Annotated in this window: 19 protein-coding genes and 2 tRNA genes; 8 read left to right on the forward strand and 13 right to left on the reverse strand. The window is 44.2% G+C overall.

Going from position 1 to position 22,679, the window contains the following annotated elements; translation table 11 throughout:
* Positions 1-3: 3 nt before the first annotated feature.
* From NBH01_RS06690 to NBH01_RS06710, 5 genes are all read right to left on the reverse strand, one after another.
* Positions 4-1,263: a Gfo/Idh/MocA family protein gene (locus NBH01_RS06690; protein WP_250700051.1), complete on the reverse strand. Its 1,260-nt coding sequence runs from the start codon at positions 1,261-1,263 to the stop codon at positions 4-6.
* A gap of 62 nt (positions 1,264-1,325) precedes the next feature.
* A tRNA-Gly gene (locus NBH01_RS06695) sits at positions 1,326-1,398 on the reverse strand.
* A gap of 8 nt (positions 1,399-1,406) precedes the next feature.
* Positions 1,407-1,489, reverse strand: a tRNA-Tyr gene (locus NBH01_RS06700).
* 50 nt (positions 1,490-1,539) lie between these two features.
* The gene (ribH, locus tag NBH01_RS06705; RefSeq protein ID WP_008764452.1) at positions 1,540-2,034 is read right to left on the reverse strand and encodes a 6,7-dimethyl-8-ribityllumazine synthase; all 495 of its coding nucleotides are present in this window, start codon (positions 2,032-2,034) and stop codon (positions 1,540-1,542) included.
* 167 nt (positions 2,035-2,201) lie between these two features.
* Positions 2,202-2,885 carry a tetratricopeptide repeat protein gene (locus tag NBH01_RS06710; RefSeq protein WP_008759931.1) on the reverse strand — a complete coding sequence of 228 codons (684 nt, stop codon included), beginning with the start codon at positions 2,883-2,885 and terminating at the stop codon, positions 2,202-2,204.
* Positions 2,886-3,046: 161 nt separating this feature from the next.
* On the opposite strand from NBH01_RS06710, the gene recF reads away from it, so the two are divergent.
* Both recF and NBH01_RS06720 read left to right on the forward strand, forming a co-directional pair.
* Positions 3,047-4,156 carry a DNA replication/repair protein RecF gene (recF, locus tag NBH01_RS06715; RefSeq protein ID WP_008759932.1) on the forward strand — a complete coding sequence of 370 codons (1,110 nt, stop codon included), beginning with the start codon at positions 3,047-3,049 and terminating at the stop codon, positions 4,154-4,156.
* Positions 4,153-4,440 carry a DciA family protein gene (locus tag NBH01_RS06720; protein ID WP_008764453.1) on the forward strand — a complete coding sequence of 96 codons (288 nt, stop codon included), beginning with the start codon at positions 4,153-4,155 and terminating at the stop codon, positions 4,438-4,440. The genes recF and NBH01_RS06720 overlap by 4 nt, the downstream gene beginning before the upstream one ends.
* Here NBH01_RS06720 and NBH01_RS06725 read toward each other — a convergent pair.
* The 7 genes from NBH01_RS06725 to gap form a co-directional block, all read right to left on the reverse strand.
* On the reverse strand, positions 4,427-5,218 hold the full coding sequence (locus NBH01_RS06725; protein ID WP_072066207.1) for a histidinol-phosphatase: 792 nt from the start codon (positions 5,216-5,218) through the stop codon (positions 4,427-4,429). The two genes, NBH01_RS06720 and NBH01_RS06725, sit on opposite strands and share 14 nt — an antisense overlap.
* Positions 5,163-5,723, reverse strand: coding sequence for a 5-formyltetrahydrofolate cyclo-ligase (locus tag NBH01_RS06730; RefSeq protein ID WP_008764455.1), 561 nt, complete (start codon positions 5,721-5,723; stop codon positions 5,163-5,165). Before NBH01_RS06730 ends, NBH01_RS06725 begins: the two co-directional genes overlap by 56 nt.
* Positions 5,665-7,413, reverse strand: coding sequence for a S41 family peptidase (locus tag NBH01_RS06735; protein ID WP_048692196.1), 1,749 nt, complete (start codon positions 7,411-7,413; stop codon positions 5,665-5,667). The genes NBH01_RS06730 and NBH01_RS06735 overlap by 59 nt, the downstream gene beginning before the upstream one ends.
* A 32-nt stretch (positions 7,414-7,445) precedes the next feature.
* A complete protein-coding gene (locus NBH01_RS06740; RefSeq protein ID WP_008759937.1) occupies positions 7,446-7,895 on the reverse strand; it encodes a dCMP deaminase family protein in 450 nt (149 codons plus the stop codon).
* Between the two features lie 11 nt (positions 7,896-7,906).
* The gene (locus NBH01_RS06745) at positions 7,907-8,416 is read right to left on the reverse strand and encodes a DUF4847 domain-containing protein (RefSeq protein WP_048692200.1); all 510 of its coding nucleotides are present in this window, start codon (positions 8,414-8,416) and stop codon (positions 7,907-7,909) included.
* An 18-nt stretch (positions 8,417-8,434) separates the two neighbouring features.
* Positions 8,435-10,504, reverse strand: coding sequence for a M3 family metallopeptidase (locus NBH01_RS06750; RefSeq protein ID WP_072066208.1), 2,070 nt, complete (start codon positions 10,502-10,504; stop codon positions 8,435-8,437).
* A 181-nt stretch (positions 10,505-10,685) separates the two neighbouring features.
* Positions 10,686-11,696, reverse strand: coding sequence for a type I glyceraldehyde-3-phosphate dehydrogenase (gene gap / locus NBH01_RS06755; protein ID WP_016268477.1), 1,011 nt, complete (start codon positions 11,694-11,696; stop codon positions 10,686-10,688).
* 142 nt (positions 11,697-11,838) lie between these two features.
* Here gap and mscL point away from each other — a divergent pair, with 142 nt between their 5' ends.
* Together mscL and guaA are read left to right on the forward strand one after the other, a co-directional pair.
* Positions 11,839-12,285 (forward strand): large-conductance mechanosensitive channel protein MscL, encoded by a 447-nt coding sequence (mscL, locus tag NBH01_RS06760; protein ID WP_008759941.1) that lies wholly within the window; start codon positions 11,839-11,841, stop codon positions 12,283-12,285.
* Positions 12,286-12,490: 205 nt separating this feature from the next.
* A complete protein-coding gene (guaA, locus tag NBH01_RS06765; protein WP_008764459.1) occupies positions 12,491-14,014 on the forward strand; it encodes a glutamine-hydrolyzing GMP synthase in 1,524 nt (507 codons plus the stop codon).
* Positions 14,015-14,184: 170 nt separating this feature from the next.
* Here guaA and NBH01_RS06770 read toward each other — a convergent pair whose 3' ends face one another.
* On the reverse strand, positions 14,185-14,472 hold the full coding sequence (locus NBH01_RS06770; RefSeq protein WP_055229305.1) for a hypothetical protein: 288 nt from the start codon (positions 14,470-14,472) through the stop codon (positions 14,185-14,187).
* A gap of 487 nt (positions 14,473-14,959) precedes the next feature.
* On the opposite strand from NBH01_RS06770, the gene NBH01_RS06775 reads away from it, so the two are divergent.
* The 4 genes from NBH01_RS06775 to NBH01_RS06790 are packed head-to-tail and all read left to right on the forward strand — an operon-like array spanning position 14,960 to position 22,666.
* A complete protein-coding gene (locus NBH01_RS06775) occupies positions 14,960-16,432 on the forward strand; it encodes an NHL repeat-containing protein (RefSeq protein ID WP_022471522.1) in 1,473 nt (490 codons plus the stop codon).
* A 17-nt stretch (positions 16,433-16,449) separates the two neighbouring features.
* Entirely contained in the window at positions 16,450-19,569 is a 3,120-nt protein-coding gene (locus NBH01_RS06780; protein ID WP_016268476.1) for a SusC/RagA family TonB-linked outer membrane protein, read from the forward strand.
* Between the two features lie 21 nt (positions 19,570-19,590).
* Positions 19,591-21,642 (forward strand): RagB/SusD family nutrient uptake outer membrane protein, encoded by a 2,052-nt coding sequence (locus NBH01_RS06785; RefSeq protein WP_008764461.1) that lies wholly within the window; start codon positions 19,591-19,593, stop codon positions 21,640-21,642.
* Between the two features lie 28 nt (positions 21,643-21,670).
* On the forward strand, positions 21,671-22,666 hold the full coding sequence (locus tag NBH01_RS06790; protein WP_008764462.1) for a BT_3044 domain-containing protein: 996 nt from the start codon (positions 21,671-21,673) through the stop codon (positions 22,664-22,666).
* Positions 22,667-22,679 lie beyond the last annotated feature (13 nt).

The raw sequence follows: 22,679 nt of genomic DNA on the forward strand, positions 1-22,679 counted from the left end.
AATCTAATGTTTGTGTTTTTCCCAGACACCTCTGGTGAAATCCGGTATTTCTACAGGAATACTTCCGTTCAATACCGACTTCTCGCTTAATTCGGTGATACACGACCATTCGGCTGCATCATAAACGTCCATGTCAAGGGGCAGTCCGTTGCGCAGGCAATATATTAACCGATAATCCATTACATAGTTCATTTCGTTCGGTAATCCTTTACGATGTGCTTCCTCGCCGATGGTGGCGCTAAAAGGGTGTTTATAGAGAGTTAATACTTGTTCAAGTGCTTCGCCTTCAAGCGGAGTATCTTCATGAGAATCCAGGGCAATGCATGGTACCGGATATTTTTGTGCAAAGCCGAGTGTGCCGCATACTGTTTGCAGGCGACTGTAAGGGCGGGGAGTCGAAACATTATACTGAAGCATGATCGTTTTCCCTTTGGCGGTATGGATAAGCGTGGTGTTGACATCTCCCAGTTTATACTTTTGACGGGCTTCCGGTGAGTTCTCTCCGAATCTTTTCCGCGCATACTCGCTCATGCCGGCCTGATGGGTGGACATGGATACGAGATATTCCATCCTGTCATTGCGGTGGATGTCGAGGATTTGACAGGCAGGCCCTAGTCCGTGGGTGGGGTAGGGATTGCCTGTATGTTCGATACTGTATCTTTTTCCCCAGTGATTGTGGTAACCGCCTTCGCTCTCTTCGGCAAAATACATGGAACGGAGATCGTGAATATATGCTCCTTCTACATGCATTATTTCTCCGAGTACACCTTGACGTGCCATTTCGAGAGTAGTCAGGGCAAAAGGGTCATAACAGCAATTTTCCAGCATGATACAGTGGCGTCTTGTCTTTTCTGCTGTATCGACCAGTTGCCAGCATTCGGCTATATTCATGGCGGCAGGAACTTCGATAGCTACATGTTTGCCGCATTCCATTGCATAGGTTGCCATTTGGGTGTGAGTGAGCCAGTCTGTACAGATAAAAATTAAATCCAGATCGTTGCATTCACACATCTTTCGCCAGCCGCCTGGTCCGGTATATCCCGTGGCTTCGGGGTGCTTTGCTTCTTTGAGTATGAGTTGGGCTTTGTTCAAGTTACCTTCCCTGATTTCGCTGAGAGCTTTGATTTCGGTTCCTTCTATTTGCAGATAACGTTGCAGGGTGAGTAGCCCTCGATTCCCCAATCCTATGATTCCGATGCGGACAATTGGGATAGGGGGGTGTGCCAATTGCAGTACGTGTGATTGCGTTGGAGAATCTTCCATGTTCTTAGAGGTTTAAAGTTATACAAAAAAAGAGAATCTAATTTCTCAGATTCTCTTTGAAGAGCGGAAGACGGGGCTCAAACCCGCGACCCTCAGCTTGGAAGGCTAATGCTCTATCAACTGAGCTACTTCCGCAATTTTTGTGGGCAAAGATGGATTCGAACCACCGAAGGCGTAAGCCAGCAGATTTACAGTCTGCCCCATTTGGCCACTCTGGTATTTGCCCTTTTGTGCTTTTGAGGAGGTTTGTTTCTCAATTGCGGTGCAAAGATACAACTATTTATTTAAACTCCAAACAAAATCGATCATTTTTATTGCAGAAATTGCACATTCATCTCCTTTGTTACCCAGTTTGCCACCGGCACGATCCTCTGCTTGCTCCATTGTATTGGTGGTAATTAATCCGTAAATGACTGGTATGTCGCCAGTTGCGTTTAATTCGGTAATTCCTTGAGTTGCTCCCATACAAACATAATCAAAATGTGGAGTATCTCCTTTAATTACGCAACCAATTGCAATAATTGCATCCACATCGCAATTTTCCATCATTTGATTGGCGCCGAAAGTTAGTTCGAAACTTCCCGGTACAGTTTTCACCAGAATATTTTCGTCTTTCACTCCATGTTTTTTTAATGTATTGACTGCGCCGTTCAGTAAGGCTCCGGTAATATTGAAATTCCATTCGGATACGACGATGCCGAATTTCATGTTTTCAGCGTTTGGTACAGAGTTGAAATCGTATTCGGATAAGTTATGGTATGCTGTTGCCATAATTGTAGTAATTAAAGTGGGTTATAAATACATGATTTTAAAAAGGCACGGATTACACGGATTTCACGGTAGCTTCGCATAATTGCATTAGTACATATTGTGCGTACTAAAAACCGTGAAATCCGTGTAATCCGTGCCTAACCTTCTATTATATATAATAAGGTATATTATTTCTTCATCAATTTAGCCTGTTCGATGTACTTGTCGATGTCCATAGCCTGGTAAGACTGGAAGTATTTGTCCTTGATCTTAGTGTAGGCATTAACGGCATCATCATACTTTCCTTGTTTCACCAGGATTTCACCGGCTTGCATCAGGAAGATAGGGCTTAATGAGTTATTGTCAGCTTTGTCTGCTGCAGAGAGCAGGGTAGAAGCGGCTTTGTCCAGCTGACCCAGTTGTGCGTAGCAGTTTCCTGTTGCGCCGAGGATAGCGGGAGCTACCATCTGGTCGCCTCCGTTGAAGCCGTCGAGCATCTTTACTGCTTCGTCATATTTACCCAGTTGTGCGTAGCAGATTCCTGCATATGCTTTTGCCAGATTAGCGGCTTTTGTTCCGCTATATTCGTCGGCAACTTTGAGGAAACCTACATAACCAATACTATCACCGTTCAGTGCTTGTTCATAAGCATCTTGTTCAAAGTATTCCTGTCCTTTGAAAAGAGCAGCCTGTGCCTTTTCTTCACGTGGCTCAGCATAGAGGTTCTTGTACATGATAAAACCTGCTACGATGATAATCACGGCTACAACACCGCCGATGATTGCGTTTTTGTACTTAACAAGAAATGCTTCCGATTGTGTCAGTGCATCTTCTACGTTCAGATGTTCGTTCTGATTCTTTTGTTCTGCCATTTTTATATGATTCTTTTTGTTATTATTCATCGTTTGATAATTCGACTCGCAAAAGTAGTTTTTTTATATCTACAAACGAAATTTAGAGGCATCTTTTTTTGTTTTACGCTCGAAAACCTCGAAAAACTTGCTACTTTTGTGAACAAATTAACGCGTATACAATGATACTGAAACGGATATCCATATTAAACTATAAGAATCTGGAACAGGTAGAGATCGGATTCTCCGCCAAACTGAATTGTTTCTTCGGACAGAACGGGATGGGAAAGACGAATCTGCTGGATGCAGTGTACTTTTTATCTTTCTGCAAGAGTTCGGGTAATCCGATTGATTCGCAGAACATTCGGCACGAACAGGATTTCTTTGTTATTCAGGGCTTTTATGAGGCGGAAGATGGCACACCAGAGGAGATTTACTGCGGAATGAAGCGTCGTTCGAAAAAGCAATTCAAACGGAATAAAAAGGAGTATAGCCGCTTTTCCGATCATATCGGCTTTCTGCCGTTAGTGATGGTTTCGCCTGCCGATTCGGAGTTGATAGCCGGAGGAAGTGACGAACGGCGCCGCTTTATGGACGTCGTGATCTCTCAGTATGATAAGGAATATCTGGAAGCATTGATACGCTATAATAAGGCATTGGCACAGCGTAATACCTTATTAAAAAGTGAATTTCCGGTAGAAGAGGAATTGTTCCTGGTTTGGGAGGAGATGATGGCGCAAGCGGGTGAAATTGTTTTTCGCAAGCGGGAGGCGTTTATCGAAGAGTTTATTCCTATTTTCCAGTCGTTTTATTCTTTTATTTCCCAGGATAAAGAACAGGTGGGGCTGTCTTATGATTCGCATGCACGGGATGCTTCTTTACTGGAAGTTCTGAAGCAAAGCCGGGAACGGGATAAGATTATGGGATTCTCTTTGCGGGGAATTCATAAAGATGAACTGAATATGCTGTTGGGCGACTTTCCGATCAAGAAGGAAGGTTCGCAGGGACAGAATAAAACGTATCTGGTAGCGTTGAAGCTGGCACAGTTCGACTTCTTGAAACGTACGGGGCAGACCGTCCCTTTATTGCTGTTGGATGATATTTTTGATAAACTGGATGCTTCGCGGGTAGAGCAGATTGTCAAGCTGGTGGCTGGTGATAACTTCGGACAGATATTTATTACGGATACTAACCGTGAACATCTGGATCGTATTCTGCAGAAGGTAGGCAGCGATTATAAAGTATTTCGCGTAGATCAGGGTGTAATTAATGAAATGGGAGCTGAACAATGAAACGTAACGATGCCGAGCAGATAGGAAAACTGATTCAGCAATACCTGCGTCAGGAGAGTCTGGAGTCTCCTCTCAATGAGCAGCGGTTGCTGGATGCCTGGCCGCAGGTGTTGGGACCGGCGGCAAGCTATACCAGTAATCTCTATATCCGTAACCAGACGCTGTATGTACATCTCACTTCCGCCGCCCTTCGTCAGGAACTGATGATGGGACGGGAACTTTTGGTGCGTACTCTGAATCAGAGAGTAGGGGCTACGGTTATCACAAACATTATTTTTCGTTGAGGAAAGGAATTCTGTCTGTCACTTTCATCCCCAGCTTTTGGAGCGTCTCATTTGCCCGGTCATAGTAGAACGGAGTTTCCAGATATTGGTTGTTGTGGGCATCCACTCCGATAATGGCAGTGCAGCCTTCGTGCGCTGCTATTTCCCAAAAATCAGGGTGGGGAATGGTTGTTATTCCATGTTCGTCGTTGTAATCTTCGTAGCCTATATTATATTCCAGGGGCAGGTTCAGGCGGGCGGCCGTTCGGCAGATATGTCTGCTGACAAGTTTACAATGACGGTCAAATTCAGGATATGAACGCATGAACAGGTCGGGATGTGCCAGATAGGCAAACAAACCGCTTTCCATACCTTCAATCGCACTCTCTTCATAAAGTTCAAGCATATCTAACGTATGGGTATTTCGCCCGAAATAAGGAAACTTCTCATCTGTATGGAAATGGTGGTTGCCGAAGATGATGTAATCCAGCTGATACTCCTTGATAACTCCTTTCAGCCAGGGAATATACTCCGGAAAATATTCACATTCCAAGCCGATTTTAATGCTGATCTGATCTTTATATTTCTTTTGTAGCGAGCGGAGGCTTTCTACATACTCCGGCAGTTCTTCGGGAATCATCCGGATGTCGGATACATAATCGGTATGGTATTTCCATGGAGTGTGGTCAGAGAAACCAAGTTCCTGATAGCCGCCTTTGATGGCACTTAAAACAAATTCTTCGTCACTCCCTGTCGCATGGAGGCAGCGGGTGGTGTGGGTGTGATAATTCGTCCTCATTACTTGTTATAATTATGTCCATGCAGATGTCGAATGCTTCTGCCGGAACTTCTTCTACTATTTGAAATGGGAAGCAGATGCCTGCTTTATAAGCTGCGGGGATACGTGGCAGCAAACGGTCATAATAGCCTTTTCCCCTCCCCAGCCGGTTTCCTTTCCGGTCGAAAGCTACACCGGGAACGGCAATAAAGTCTATGTCTGCATAGTCCGTAAATGTTTCTCCAACAGGCTCTTCAATACCGTAAGTGCCGGTTGCCATATCCTCGGGACCGGTATAGAGGCGTAATTCCAATTCATCACCGACAACTACCGGAAGCAATATCCGTTTCTCATTGCTCCATTTCCGGATAAACGCATGCGTGTCTACTTCATCTTTGAGCGAATGGTAGAGCAATACAGTAGTTGCCGCCCTGAAAGCCGGGTGGGCTTCGAGGGCGGCAAGTATTTTAGCTGATTGAAGCTTCTGCAAAGTCGAAGATGCGTGTCGGATCTTCAGTGATGCCATAAGCTTGCGCAGTTCTTTTTTTCTTTCCATCTTTATTATCTTTCGTCACTTCCTCTTCTGTCTCGGCGGGTGCTTTTGGGAAAGCTTCTCCCTTTTCGAGCAGTTCTATACCTTGTTGTACTGTAGCATCCGATTTATTGAAGTATTTCAGATAAGCTTCCAGTCCCAGCATATTATAGATAATGTTGCCGTATATATTCGCTTCCAGTCGTTTATACGATTTCTGGATCAGAATATTCCTTCTCTTTACACCTTTCGAGTCGGCAAAGCGGATGAACTGCTCTACCAAACCTTGGTGACGAAGATAATTCAGCAGGTCTTCTTCCGTTTCATACTGGCTCAGTTTCTTCCGGTTATTGTCCGTGTACTGGAAAGTAAACTGAAGAGTTAGTCCGCGGTTGATTACTGATGAGAGATAAGAAGTGACTCCGGTAGTATCTTGTGGTACAAATACGTCCGGCATGATACCGCCACCACCATAAACAGTGCGTCCCAGGCTGGTGAGATAGCGTTCGTTTTCGTTCAGCTTGATGCTGTCGCGTGAGAAGAACTCACCGTGTTCGTAGCGGTTGTATATGTCTAGTTCATAATTCTTGTCTTTACCACTTTCGTAAGGACGTTGGATGCAACGCCCTGAAGGAGTATAATAGCGGGCGATAGTCAGGCGGATAGCAGAGCCGTCGCTGAAGTCAATCGGTTGTTGTACCAGTCCTTTTCCGAAGGAACGGCGTCCTACCACTGTACCGCGATCATTATCCTGAATTGCTCCGGTAAAGATTTCGCTGGCAGAAGCAGAACCCTCGTCAATCAATACAACGAGTGGCATTTTCTGGCAACTGCCCGTACCGTTGGCAAATTCTTCCGCACGGGGATATTTACGTCCTTGTGTATATACAATCAGTTTACCTTCGGGCAGGAATTCATTCACCATGCGGATGGCAGCTTCCATGTATCCTCCTGTATTGCCGCGAAGGTCAATAATCAGTCCTTTACATTTCTTATGATTGAGCTGAGCCAAGGCGTTAAGCAATTCTACGTGGCTTGTCCGTCCGAATTTGCTGACTTTTACATAACCGATATCATCGTTCAGCATATAGGCAGCGTCTACTGTATTTTGAGGAATGTCTCCGCGGGTGATGGTAAAGTCCAGCAATTTCGGTTCTCCTACGCGTTTGACACCCAGTTTCACCTGCGATCCCTTAGGACCTTTCAGTGTGCGCATGGCTAGTTCGTTGTTCAGCTTTTTGCCTACAAATAAACTGTCGTCTACATTAACGATGCGGTCGCCCGCCATGAGTCCCACTTTTTCAGATGGGCCTCCCTGGATAACGGCATTCACATGAATCGTATCATTCTGTATCGTAAACTGGATACCGATTCCGCTGAAACTGCCTTCCAGTTCCGAATTGACTTCTTCGAGATTCTGTGCAGGGATGTAAGTGGAGTGCGGGTCCAGTTCTGCCAGGATCTGTGGCATAGCCTTCTCCACGAGGTCGGTCATGTTTACGGTGTCTACATATTGATCATCTACGATTCTCAACAGCGCATTCAGCTTGTTGGAAGAACCGTTGATGATACCCAGACGGTTGCCGGCGAAGTGCTTGGCATAAAATGTACCGATAAGAATACCGGCCACCACGCTGATAGCTATGATGATAGGCGTAAAACGTGAAGAGTTTCTTGTACTCATGTCTATTCCTTTTTTTTAAAACGTTCGTTTTATTATTTGTTTGGAGAAGAATCTTCGTTCATTTCTGTATAGATAACTTCGATTCCTGCCCGTTTTAATAGTTCTATTCCATCTTCGAGGCGGTAATGTTCGGAGTAGACTACCCGTTTGATTCCTGCCTGTATGATTAACTTTGCACATTCGATACAAGGTGAGGCGGTGACGTACATCGTGGCACCGTCGCTGCTGTTGTTCGAGCGTGCTATCTTGGTGATAGCGTTTGCTTCCGCATGGAGAACATAAGGTTTTGTCAGGTTATTCTCGTCCTCGCATACGTTTTCGAAGCCCGAAGGAGTACCATTGTATCCGTCGGAGATAATCATTTTGTCTTTGACGATCAACGCTCCTACCTTACGGCGCTGGCAATAAGAGTTTTCCGCCCAAATGCTTGCCATACGTATGTAACGTTTGTCCAGTTCCAATTGTTTCTTTTCCGTGTCCATGAGAGTGTCTTTTATTTTACAACGTGAAAAACTAAAGAAAGTGTCTGCTGGCTACCGGAAGGTTTATAGTAAAGGTATAGATTTCGCTCATCTCCTCCGTAAGAGGTTGCGTTGTTCAGCCCTTCTATAAAATTCTTTGCTAATATATCTGATGATTCATTACCTCCTTGGATAGATGCATTGAATTGGTTGTCCTTTCCATTGGCGGACCATGATCCAGTGAAAGTAGAGGTTATCACTGTGCCACTTAAGGTCCCGATGATGATATTGCTTTCTTCCATTCCATTAAAGGTAATTACATACCTACCTGTTTCGTCAAGCAATTTCATGCTTTGTTCGCGGGCTTTGTTGTCGTTTCCCCAAAAATTAAACATTTGATGGCTATCTTTGACTGTGATATAAGTCAGTTTCCATGTCTTGCCGGTGAAGATGCCGGCTACATCATCCGTATCATTACATCCGGAAAACATCGGAAGCAATAACAGCAATCCTAATACTTTAAGTATCAATCTCTTCTTCATGTCCAATTCTCTCCTTTTTTAATTGTATTGTTTCTTTATGCCGTTTCGGATCAGCAATGCGTCAATGGTAGGCTCCTGCCCGCGGAAGCGCTTGTAGAGCAACATCGGGTGTTCTGTACCTCCTTTCGACAGGATATTGTTGCGGAACGAATCTGCTACTTCACGGTTGAAGATTCCTTGCTGTTTGAACAGTGAGAATGCATCCGCATCCAGCACTTCTGCCCATTTATAACTGTAATATCCTGCGGAATATCCTCCGGCAAAGATATGGGAGAATTGTGTACTCATGCAGGCTTCTTTGACTATCGGCAATACTTGTGCGTCTTTCCAGGCTTCCTGTTCATAGGCTTTTACATCGCCCTCGAAAGGAGTGTTGCGGGTGTACCATGCCATATCGAGCAGCCCGAAGCTCACTTGTCTCAGGCAGGCATAGGCTGCATTGAAATTCGAAGCATCCACGAGTCTCTGTATCAGTTCGTCCGGAAGCACTTCTCCGGTTTCATAATGACGGGCAAAGGTATTAAGAAATTCTTTCTCGATGGCAAAGTTTTCCATGATCTGTGAAGGAAGTTCCACAAAGTCCCAATATACGTTTGTTCCGCTTAGGCTCTGATAGGTTGAGTTGGCAAACATGCCATGCAGGCTGTGCCCGAACTCATGCAGGAATGTCTCCACTTCGTTGAAAGTCAGCAAAGCAGGTTTGCTTTCGGTTGGCTTGGTGAAGTTCATCACTACAGATATATGCGGTCGGCTGTCTTCACCGGTTACGGGATCTATCCATTGTTCCTTGTAGCTGGTCATCCAGGCTCCGGCGCGTTTTCCGGGACGGGGATGGAAGTCAGTGTACAGTACGGACAGGAACTTACCGTCTTTGTCGAATACCTCGTAGGCTTCAACATCTTTGTGATAAACCGGGATTTCCGTATTTTTCCGGAAAGTGATTCCGTAGAGTCTTTCTGCCAGTCCGAATACTCCTTTTTTTACTTGTTCCAGTTCGAAGTAAGGACGGAGCATTTCTTCATTGATATTGAATTTCTTGTTTTTCAGCTTATTGGAATAGTAGCTCCAGTCCCAGGGCATGACAATGAAGTCATCACCTTGTTCCTCACGTGCCAGTTCCTGTACTTCGAGATATTCTTTCTGTGCGGTGGGAGTGTAGGCTTCCAATAGTTGGTTGAGCAGCTTATATACGGCATCGCTGTTTTCAGCCATTCGTTTTTTGAGGGTATATTCCGCATAATCTTTATATCCTAGTAGCTGGGCTATTTTCATGCGTGTATTAACCAGCTTCTTTACGATTTCGATATTGTTGAATTCGTTATCGTGTGTACACTTTGTATTATATGCGATGTAGAGCTTATGGCGCAACTCGCGGTTGTCGGCATAAGTCATGAAAGGCACATAACTTGGAGCGTGCAGGGTGAAAGCCCATCCTTCTTTATCCTCACTTCTGGCTGTTTCGGCAGCAGCTTCTACGATGATTTCCGGCAGTCCGGCAATGCTGGCTTTGTCTGTCAGAAGCATTTGATACCTGTTTGTCTCCTTCAGGTTGTTTTCGCTGAAGTCGAGTGTCAGTTTGCTCAGTTCGTTGGTCAGTTGTCGGTATTGTTCACGGGCTTCTCCTTCGAGGTTGGCACCGTGGCGTACAAAACTGTCGTATATATCGTCTAGCAGGCGATTCTGTTCCTGGGTCAGTTGCAGAGATTGTTTTTGTCCGTACACTTCTTTCACGCGGGCAAACAACTTCTCATTCAGTGTGATGTTGTTGCTGTGTTCGCTGAGTAGTGGCATGATTTTCTGAGCCAATGCCTGTAAGTCGTCATTGGTTTCAGCACTAAGCATATTGCCGAATACGGCAGTTACTTTGTCCAGCAGCCTTCCGGATTGTTCGTAGGCTTCTATTGTATTTGTAAATGTCGCCTTCTCCGGGTTTTGTATGATCGCATCAAGTTCCGCATTCTGTTGTTTGATTCCTTCGAGGATGGCAGGCTCATAATGCTCTGTCTTGATCCGGTCAAAGGGCACAGTCCCATGCGGTGTCTGATACTGACCGAAGAAAGGATTCTGAGCGTTCAGTATATTGTTCATGGTGTAAACTAGTATCAATGTTATTAATAATCTCTTCATAATTCTCTTCATAGAAGTACAAAACTACTAAAATTGTAGGTTATACCACGGATAATACCTTGCTTTTTAACAATATATAAAATGAAGACAAAAAAACCGCTACGGTTTTCCGCAGCGGTTTCCTATATGTTTAGATTTCTAATTAAGCGTTAACTGATGCCATGTGAGCGATCAAGTCAAGAACTTTGTTAGAGTAACCGATTTCGTTGTCATACCAAGATACAACTTTTACGAAAGTGTCAGTCAAAGCGATACCAGCTTTAGCATCGAAGATAGAAGTACGAGCGTCACCCAAGAAGTCAGAAGAAACTACTGCATCTTCAGTGTAACCCAGGATACCCTTCAATTCGCCTTCAGAAGCTTCTTTCATAGCAGCGCAGATTTCAGCGTAAGTAGCCGGTTTAGCCAAGTTAACAGTCAAGTCAACTACAGAAACGTCCAAAGTAGGAACGCGCATAGACATACCAGTCAATTTACCGTTCAAAGCCGGGATTACTTTACCTACAGCTTTAGCAGCACCAGTAGAAGAAGGGATGATGTTGCCAGAAGCAGCACGACCACCTCTCCAGTCTTTCATAGAAGGACCGTCAACTGTTTTCTGAGTAGCAGTTGTAGAGTGAACTGTAGTCATCAAACCGTCAAGGATACCGAACTTGTCGTTCAATACTTTAGCGATAGGAGCCAGACAGTTAGTAGTACAAGAAGCGTTAGAAACGAACTGAGTACCTTTCACGTATGTTTTTTCGTTTACACCGCAAACGAACATCGGAGTGTCATCTTTAGAAGGAGCTGACATTACAACATATTTTGCACCAGCTTCGATATGAGCCTGAGCTTTGTCTTTGCTCAAGAACAAACCTGTAGATTCAACAACGTATTCAGCACCTACAGCATCCCATTTCAAGTCAGCCGGGTTTCTTTCTGCAGTGATGCGGATAGCCTGACCGTTAACGATCAATTTGCTGTTTTCAACATCTGCTTCGATAGTACCGTCGAATTGACCGTGCATTGTGTCATACTTCAGCATGTAAGCCAAGTAGTCTACCGGGCAAAGGTCGTTGATACCTACGATTTGAATATCGTTTCTTTTCATTGCAGCGCGGAAAACGAAACGTCCGATACGTCCGAATCCATTAATACCTACTTTAATCATTTTGTTTAAACTTTTAAGGGTTTTATAATATTTGTTCAAATATCTCTCAGCTCGCGCATTTGTTTTATTTTCAAATGCGGTGCAAAATTACAAAAATGTTTTTATATTCGCATATTAAATTCACATTAAATATTGAAAAAAGATGGGAAAGAGCACATTTTTACAAGACTTTAAGGCGTTTGCCATGAAAGGGAACGTCATTGACATGGCTGTCGGTGTAGTTATCGGCGGCGCGTTTGGGAAGATCGTATCGTCACTGGTGGCGAATGTTATTATGCCCCCAATAGGCTTATTGGTTGGTGGTGTGAACTTTACAGATCTGAAATGGGTAATGAAAGCGGCTGAAGTTGGAGCAGACGGTAAGGAGATTGCTCCTGCCGTATCTCTGGATTATGGACAATTTCTGCAAGCAACTTTTGACTTTCTGATTATAGCTTTTGCTATATTCCTATTTATACGTCTGATCACTAAACTGACCACGAAGAAGGCGGCAGAGGAAGCCCCGGCTGCTCCTCCTGCACCACCTGCTCCTACTAAAGAAGAGGTGTTGCTGACTGAGATTCGTGACTTGCTGAAAGAGAAGAAATAAGTACTTGTATAATGAATAGGAGATTCTGTTTTGAGTCTCCTATTTATTATATATAAGTCTCTCTGACATCGTTTCCCTTTTCGGATTTTATGTTGTCCGATGATATATTTCTCTCGTAAATTTCGATTTTTCTGTTTATTCTTCTATCTTTTTGCCTACTTTTTTCTACTTTTGCAAATCATTTATTCAAAATCCAACCATTGATATGCAGGAGAAAATAATAATTCTTGATTTCGGTTCGCAGACAACACAGCTGATTGGTCGTCGCGTACGCGAACTGGACACGTATTGCGAAATTGTTCCTTATAACAAGTTTCCTAAAGAAGATCCGACAATTAAAGGAGTCATCCTTTCCGGAAGTCCTTTTTCGGTTTATGATAAAGATGCCTTCAAAGTAGACTTGAGTGAGATTCGTGGTAAATATCCTATTTTGGGTATCTGCTATGGTGCACAGTTTATGGCGTATACTAACAATGGAAAAGTAGAACCGGCCGGTACACGTGAATATGGCCGTGCACATCTGACTTCTTTCTGCAAGGATAATGTGCTGTTTAAAGGAGTTCGTGAGAATACGCAGGTATGGATGAGTCATGGTGATACAATCACTGCTATCCCTGATAATTTTAAGAAGATTGCTTCAACTGATAAAGTGGATATCGCTGCTTATCAGGTTGAGGGTGAGAAGGTATGGGGCGTTCAGTTCCATCCGGAAGTGTTCCATAGCGAAGACGGGACGCAGATATTGAGGAATTTCGTAGTTGATGTTTGCGGATGCAAGCAAGACTGGTCACCGGCTTCTTTCATCGAGAGTACGGTTGCTGAGTTGAAAGCTCAGTTAGGTGATGATAAAGTGGTGCTGGGATTGAGCGGTGGTGTAGATTCATCGGTTGCTGCTGTTTTGCTGAATAGAGCTATCGGTAAGAATCTGACTTGTATCTTCGTAGACCACGGTATGCTCCGTAAGAATGAGTTCAAGAATGTGATGAACGATTACGAATGCCTCGGGCTGAATGTAATTGGCGTGGATGCCAGCGAAAAGTTCTTTGCAGAGCTTGCAGGTGTGACGGAACCGGAGCGTAAACGTAAGATTATCGGTAAGGGCTTTATCGATGTATTCGATGTGGAAGCTCACAAAATAAAAGATGTGAAATGGCTGGCTCAGGGCACTATTTATCCAGACTGCATCGAATCATTGTCTATAACAGGTACAGTGATCAAGAGTCATCATAACGTAGGTGGTCTGCCCGAAAAAATGCACTTGAAGTTGTGCGAGCCGCTTCGTCTGTTGTTTAAGGATGAAGTTCGTCGTGTAGGTCGCGAGTTGGGTATGCCGGAACATCTGATTACTCGTCATCCATTCCCTGGCCCGGGTTTGGCTGTACGTATTCTTGGAGACATCACCCGTGAGAAAGTGCGTATCCTGCAAGATGCTGATGATATTTACATTCAGGGATTGCGCGACTGGGGATTGTATGATCAAGTATGGCAGGCAGGCGTTATCTTACTGCCGGTACAGTCTGTAGGTGTCATGGGAGATGAACGTACTTATGAAAGAGCGGTAGCATTGCGTGCCGTGACTTCTACTGATGCCATGACTGCCGACTGGGCGCATTTGCCATATGAATTCCTGGGTAAGATTTCGAATGATATTATTAATAAGGTGAAAGGTGTAAACCGCGTAACCTATGATATCAGTTCTAAGCCACCTGCAACTATTGAGTGGGAATAAGAGATTTTCTTGATTTATATAAAATTCCAGTATCGCAAGTTACTGGAATTTTTTTTATGTAATATACCCTTTACTTCTTATTACGGCCTATTCGCCAGAGATTGTTGGTGAAGGAGAAAATATTATTATATATGGTAGAAATTAAGGTGTGCATTTTATTTCTTATGCATTTATTCTTTTGGGGATCTACTACCTTTTTTATTTAGTAAGTTTAGGAATATATATAGTTGTGCTTGGCTGTTATGATTCATTTTTATATTTAACAGATTGGGATAAGTTGCTCTAGAACTTGGTAATTTTATACCAATAAGTGTATTTTTTCCTGTTTTCATAGGCTTTTCAAAGGTTATTAAGTTTGTGTGCCACTTAAGACGGTGTAAAGTTATTAATAAAATTGGTAAACGCAATGTTTTTTTTATTTTAATTATCGGCAAACGGTATTTTTTTTGATTTTTCATTCTACTACTCAGATCGTAATAAGATAGATATAATCTTTTTATTGATGTATATTATTGATTATCATGATTTTATTGTTTTGGTTACCAAGTTCTAGAGCGACTTATTCTAATCGGTCAATTACGACTATATTTCTTAATAATTATTTATGATAATGCGAAATTGTAGGCCGCCTCCGGGCAGTGATTAAATTTTTATTATCGTTTCTTCAGCATAGATCAGAACAGTGCTGAAGAGAGATTGAATTCATTAAAAATTTCAATACCCCCAAGAAAAACAAATGAATGATAACAGTCAAACACAACTATATATATTCCTAAACTTACTAAATATTAAGATAAAGCATACACACCCAAAAACAAACGTATTAGAGTAAAAATGCACATCTTATTTCTACCACATTATCATAATGCCTAGATATAGAATAGTAAGTTTTCTACTTATCCATATTAACCCAACTAATTATTAACCTTTAATCACAGAAAAACAATGCAAAAAAGAACTATTTTTTTGACATTTTTTGCCGCCGTATTTGTCTATCTGACTTCATGTTCGGATAGTAAGAATATAGGAAGTGCAGTATTCAATCCGGATCAACCTATTGAGGTGACCGGATTTTATCCGGATTCCGGTGGGATCGCTACCCCTATGATCGTCGAAGGCAGCAACTTCGGATCAGACACTACCAATCTGAAAGTTTATTTCGAAGATGCGGATGGGATAAAGCACCAGGCGGGCTTGGTGAGTTCAAATGGTAACAAAATCTACTTGTATGTTCCTTCGGGACTGACGTACAAGAAAGAAATGAATCTTCTTGTTGCCCGAACAATGCCCGACGGAACAGAATATGAAGGACAAGCCGGAAGGCAATTTATCTACAAGACGCAGACGAGCGTGACTACCGTTGTAGGACAAGCTTCGCCGGACGCTAACCAGCCTACGGTAGGAGGAGACATCGCTACTTCTACATTGTCGGCGCCCAACTACATTAGTCTGGATGACGAGGATAATATCTTTATCACCGAACGCCACGTATGGCACGGAGGAAACAATTATCCATCTGTAACCTGTCAAAATGATAAAGGAGCGCAGTCTAACGGAAATATTGTCATGGCTTCCATTAAGAGTAATTCTGTGCTGGTACTTCAGTATGGTACGTCAGCCATCCTGAATGCTCCTGCTTTTTCGGACCTGGATGGTACGATGTACGCTCCTGAAGATGGCGGTATGGGATATTATTCTTTGGCCAAAAGCGTGAGCTATGCGCCGCGCCGCCTGACGGTGCTGCTGAATGATGAAACTAAAGACGTTGCCGATGGTAACTATAAGCACTGCTTTGTAGTGAATAAGCTGGATCATTACATTTATACAGTGATGGTTAAGGGACAACTGGTGCGGATAAAACCGAACACCCGTACTTGTGAACTCCTACTCAAGAAAGTCGGAACTTCTACCAGACCTGATGCATGTGACTCATACCTTGCTTTCAGCCCTGTCAAAGGACAGGAAAATATGCTTTATGTCGCGATGGCAGAAGGAAATCAGATATGGCGAGTGGATGTGGGAAATCTGGAAGGTAAAGACAAAAACACCTATCCCGGTGAAGGTTATGCCGGAAAGGCCATATTGGAAGGACAGGTAGCAGGAGCAGGATGGGAAGACGGTTTGCTGAGGAATGCCAAGTTTGATAATCCCCATCAAATCTGCTTTACCGAAGACGGTAAATTGTATATCGCTGATTGTGGTAACAATTGTATACGAGTAATCGATACCAAATTGCCCTTGGATAGAGCTATGGTAACTACTCCTATCGGACTTCCGGGCATGAAGGGCTATAAAGACGGCGGTCCGGATATCGCGTTGTTCAATCATCCGTTCGGTGTAGCTGTTAGTGCCGACGGACAAATTGTATATGTCGCAGATACCGGAAATAAAGTGATTCGTAAATTGTCTATACAATAACCTTTGATAATACATATATGAAAAAAAATCTTTTATTGATTGTACTGCTTATGACATTGATTCCATTGGCAGGCTACAGTCAGAACGAAACGAGTACACAGTTTACAGTGGCAGGCGTGATTGTGGATGCAACCGGCGAGCCATTGGTAGGTACGGCTGTTTATGTAAAGAACGAACCGGGAGTCGGCGTAGTAGCGGATCTGGACGGAAAGTTCAAGATAAAAGTAACGAAAAACGCTACACTGATATTCCAGTCAGTGGGTATGAAGAATGTCGAGATGCTGATTACCAAAAACGAAGAAAAGCTTAAGATCGTCATGAAAGAAGACGAGACTAAGATTGACGAAGTAGTGGTAACGGGTATGAGTTCCCAGAAAAAAGTATCTGTGGTAGGTGCCATCACCACCATTGACGTTGCGCAGCTAAAAACTCCCGCCACTTCCCTCAATAATATGATCGGAGGTCGAATGGCAGGTGTTATCACTATGCAGAGTTCGGGTGAACCGGGCAAAAATATCTCCAACTTCTGGATTCGCGGTATCAGTACTTTCGGAGCCAGCAGTGGAGCCTTAGTACTGATCGATGGTCTCGAAGGAAGATTGGAAGATATTGATACCGACGACGTTGAATCGTTCAGTATCCTGAAAGATGCCGCAGCAACGGCTGTCTACGGAACACGCGGAGCAAATGGCGTGGTATTGGTGACTACCAAACGTGGTACCAGTGGAAAATTAGAGGTGACCGGACGTGCTACGATGAAAATATCACATATCAAACGTCTGCCCGAATACCTGGGAGCATATGATTACGCACTCCTTGCCAATGAAGCCAGAGCGATGTCTGGGGAAGACGATCTGTACACCCGTCTTGAACTGGATCTGATCAAAAACAGGCTGGACCCGGATCTTTATCCGGATGTAAACTGGATAGATGAAATCATGAAAAGGAATTCTATTCAGCAGAACTACTATGTCAGTGCTAAAGGAGGAGGTGACGTTGCCAGATACTTCTTGTCGCTGGGGTATCAGGATGAAGGAGCCGCCTATCGCCAAGAGGAAAATCTGTTTAAAAAGCCATTGAGCGTAAACAAGCTGAATTATCGTGCCAATATCGATATGAATTTGACCAAGACGACCCAGCTATACTTCGGTGTAGATGGATATGTCAATTCTTATGTCAGTCCGGGCGGAGGGAACACAGATCTGGTATGGTCAGCCGTCCAGCAGTTGACCCCCCTTCTGTTTCCGGTCACTTACTCTGACGGCACGCTGCCCGTATATGGCGGATCACGTGAATTGGCTTCTCCATATGTTATGCTGAATAATACCGGATACATGCAAAGCGAGGACAACCGAAACATGCTGACGCTGAAGCTGACGCAAGAATTCGGAGGATTTCTGAAAGGACTGACGATGTCGGTACAAGCGATGACGGAACATATCGGCTACTTCAGCGAATACCGCAGGATTTGGCCCGACCTCTACCGTGCTACCGGACGAACCGCACAGGGAGTCTTGATTAAAGCGCTGCGCTCAGCACAATCAAGTATGGCATACGGAAGTGGCGAAAACTCTTACAGGCAATACTATATGGAGGCGAAAGCCAACTGGAACCGGTCGTTCGGAGACCATACCTTTGGCGCGTTGCTCGAATACTATATGAAAGATGAGAAAAACTCTCTATGGGGCAAATATGATGATTTAGGTATCGCCAGCATCCCCAAACGCCATCAGAACCTTTCCGGACGTATCTCCTATGACTATAAAAACCGTTATTTCATCGATGCGAATTTCGGTTATACAGGTTCTGCACAGTTCAAAAAAGGAGAACAGTTCGGTTTCTTTCCTTCCATTGCCGCAGGATGGGTTCCTTCCTCTTATGCATGGTGGACAGAGAAACTACCTTGGTTTACGTTCCTCAAAATTCGCGGCTCTTACGGTATCGTAGGTAACGACCAGATTGTTTCTACCAACGATTATACCGGCCAGGGACGCTTCCCTTACCTGACCCTGATAGACAATCATGCCGGATCTGCTTGGGGATATCGTTATGCGGGTATCACAGAAACCCATACCGGAGCCGACAATTTGAAATGGGAAGTAGCAAAGAAGGCGAATCTTGGTATCGATGCCAAGTTCTTTCACGACAAGTTGTCCCTGACAGTCGACATATTCCGGGATACTCGTGACCACATCTTCCAGGACCGTGTGACGTTACCTTCTTACGTAGGTATGGTGACTTATCCGAAGTCGAATGTCGGACGTATGCACAGTGTAGGATCGGACGGAAATATTGAGTTTTTCCATACTATTAATAAGGATATGAGTTTTACGGTTCGTGCCAATTATACATTCTCACAAAATATCATCGACTATTTTGAAGAGAATAAATTACCTTACGACTATCTCAGTGTGACCGGCAGACCCTTTAACATCTTACGCGGATATATCTCCGAGGGACTATTCGCCAGCAAAGATGAGATCAATACCAGCCCCGATCAAAGCGGATTCGGAAAGATACGCCCGGGCGACATCAAATATCGCGATGTCAACGGCGATGGTATTATCAATGAAGACGATAAGGTGCCATTGTCTTATTCCAACCAGTTACCAAGAGTGATGTATGGATTCGGTGGTGACTTCCAGTGGAAAGATCTGACTGTTAGTGTCTTGTTCAAGGGTTCCGCCAAGGTAGACTACTATCGTGCAGGGCTTGGAAACGACAACGGATGGATTCCGTTCTATAATGGAGACTTGGGAAATGTGATCAAACTAGCCAACAATCCCAAGAACAGATGGACGCCCGCATGGTATTCGGGAACTACTGAAACGGAAAATCCGAATGCTGAATTTCCACGTCTCTCTTACGGAGGTAATAAGAACAATTCTCAATTGTCCTCCTTCTGGAGGCGGAACGGTTCTTTCCTGCGCCTTCAGGAAGTTAGCTTGCGATACAGCCTGAAACATCTGCCATGGATTAAAGCGGTAGGATTGTCTTCCGTCGATCTGGAATTTGTGGCGAATAACCTGTGCACTTTCGACAATGTGAAATATTTCGATCCCGAACAAGCATCGGCAAATGGTGCTGTCTATCCGATACCTGCTACCTATTCATTCCAGGTATACTTAAGATTCTAATCACATAACATTGAAAAATTTATGAAAAATCGAATTAAAATACTTTTGGGAGCCGTGATCGGCAGTTCTTTGCTGCTCAGTTCCTGCAATTTTCTGGATGTAGACAATTATTTTCAGGCTACATTCAAGGAAGATTCCATTTTCCACAGCATGAAAAATGCCGAAGGATACCTTTGGAACACCCCGACCCGTTTTCCCGACGCGGGTGCCATTTGGGGAAACTCATGGAATCCGGGAGAAACTGCCTCGGACGAGATTGCCGTCAGATGGCAGACCAACGAGTTTTGGGGAGCGCAATTCAGTGTTGGTACTGTCAACGGAAGAAACCTGCGGCAGGATATATGGTATAGCATGTATGTAGTAGTGGCAAGATGTAACCGGATGCTGGAAAATATCGATAAAGTGTCTGATATGACAGAAGCCGACAGAAGACGTTACATCGGATACGTACACTTTATGCGCGGTTATGCCTACTACCATTTACTGATGAACTACGGTCCGTTGCTCATTGTCGGAGACGAAGTACTAGGTACTTCCGAATCTGCGGAATACTATGACAGGGAACGGTCTACATACGATGAATCGGTGGATTATATTTGCAATGAATTCAAGCTTGCCACACAAGGTATTTATGGACCGACCGAGCAGAGTATCAGCTATTCCGACCGTCCTACCAAGGGGGCAGCTTTAGCGTTGATTGCCCGTCTGCGCCTGTTCCAAGCTTCTCCGTTGTTCAATGGCGGTGATGCCGCCCGCTTGTGCTTTAGCAATTGGAAGCGCAAAAGCGACGGTGCCGATTACGTAAACCAGACTTATGATCCCGACCGTTGGGCGGTAGCAGCCGCTGCCGCAAAGCAAGTGATCAATATGGAATACTATTCACTGTTCACAGTGGCACCGGACAATCAATACCCTTATCCGTTGGCAGATAATGTTCCTACGGCTCCTTTCCCCGATGGTGCGGGTGGTATCGACCCTTACCATTCTTTTGCCGATATGTTCAACGGTGAAGGTATTATTCAAACCAATAAAGAGTTTATCTGGGCAATGGCATCCCAAAATGTGACTAATTACACGCACCACTCGTTCCCTGTTAAATTCGGAGGCTGGGGCGGCATGTCCGTACCTCAGAGAGTGGTCGATTGCTTCCTGATGATGGATGGCAGAGACATCCACAATGCATCGGCAGACTATCCGTATGTAGCGGATCTCAGTCAGACAATAGGTACGAATAAAGTGCTGGGAAACTATCAGTTGAGAGGTGATGTTCCGAAGATGTATGACAACCGTTCGGCACGTTTCTATGCTTCCATCGGATTTCCCGGACGCTTGTGGACTATGAGTTCCGCTTCTTCCGACGCAACCTATGTCAACCAGCAGTTCTGGTATTCTCATGATGATACGCAAGCCGGGTTGGCCGGTGCGGGAAATAACGTCAATGATTACAATATCAGCGGCTACACTCCCGTCAAGTTTGTCCATCCTGACGATTCATGGTCGAGCGGAAAAGGAAGTGTGAAAGGCGCATTTGTTACTCAGCCTAAACCGTTTGCCATCATCCGTTATGCCGAAGTACTTCTTGAATATGTAGAAGCGTTGAACCGGGTGACGGGTACGGTCACCGTTACTACTCCTGATATGACAGGTACGGATGTCGAAGTGACTGTCAGCCGTGATATTCAGGAAATGGCTAAATACTTCAATATGATCCGCTATCGTGTCGGATTACCCGGTCCGGCTTTGGGTGACTTCAACGAGGTGGAGAGATTTGAGCAGATCATCCGTAATGAACGACAAGTGGAACTTTTCAACGAAGGCTACCGCTATTTCGATACCCGTAGATGGGGTACTTACCTTACCGAGGATGCCAATACGTCTAACTGGCAGGGATTGGATGTACAAAAAGACCGTACGGACGTCGCCGGCAATCCGGGATTCTGGAACATCGTGACCATTGACCAACAGAATATCCGCGATCGCGTCGCACTGCCCAAAATGGTATTTATGCCGATCAGTCACTCTGAATTACTGAAAGTACCTTCCATGGACCAGAATCCGGGATGGGACAGATAATGAAAAACAAGAATAACAGAAAGATAATATGAAAAAGATATTAACTATAATTCTTTGCTCTGCTTTGGTTATGATAAGTGGTTGCGATAAGTATGATTTCGATCAGGAACAGTTCCGCAAAGAAGTAAATTTACTCAGTAATTCCAACTTGGTATATGATCGCCAGGTAGCTGAGTTGCAGCAGGGAGGAGATACCCTTTTCGTGGTAGCTTCGTTGAGTGGATCGCAGGCTACCGACGAACCGGTAACAGTGGTGCTGCAACATTCCGATACACTGTTGAGGGCTTACAACAAATCCAATTTTGATATCAATAAAGCCCGTTTTGCAAAGTACTTGCCGGAAGAATGCTATGAATTTCCAACGATGGAAATGAACATTTCCGCCGGCTCTTCCAAGGCTATGTTTCCGGTGTATCTGAAAAATCTGGAAAAGATTTCACCCGACTCCATCTATTTTCTCGAATATAAGATAGATTCATTGAGAACACCGGACTGTAATCCGAAAAAGAGGCACGTGCTGCTTCGTATCCACAAGGAGAATTACTATGCGTCCACGCAGACGGCAACTTACTACAATTACACCAGTAGTACGGTCATTATCCCGAATCCGGATGGGTATAGTGAAGTTCGCCGTCCGACCAATTCCAACCGTGTATTTCCTATCTCTGAGAACTCTGTACGTTTGATGGCCGGTGATGAAAATTTCACTGACTATACCACTGCGCTGGATATCATCAATAAGGGGAGCATCATTCTGGAAATGGGAGCACAGTTGCCCGAGAATCCGTTGGCAAAGGAACTCACTATCCTGCCGTATCAAAGCATCGACGTAGTGCAGCTCACACCCATCGGCGAATATGACAATACGTATTTATTGAATGTCATCCGGACGCCCGACGGACGCTCCACTTATTATAAGGAGTTCCGCCTCCATTACAAATACCGTTTGAAGTCTACCGACCTCTACAGGGAGGTAAATGCCAAACTGAGATACCAATTCAATCCAAGAGTAGAAAACTTGTAATGCATCTAATAAT

The sequence above is a fragment of the Bacteroides sp. B1-V-101 genome, assembly GCF_023656585.1.
In the GTDB taxonomy this organism is placed as follows: Bacteria; Bacteroidota; Bacteroidia; order Bacteroidales; family Bacteroidaceae; genus Bacteroides; species Bacteroides thetaiotaomicron.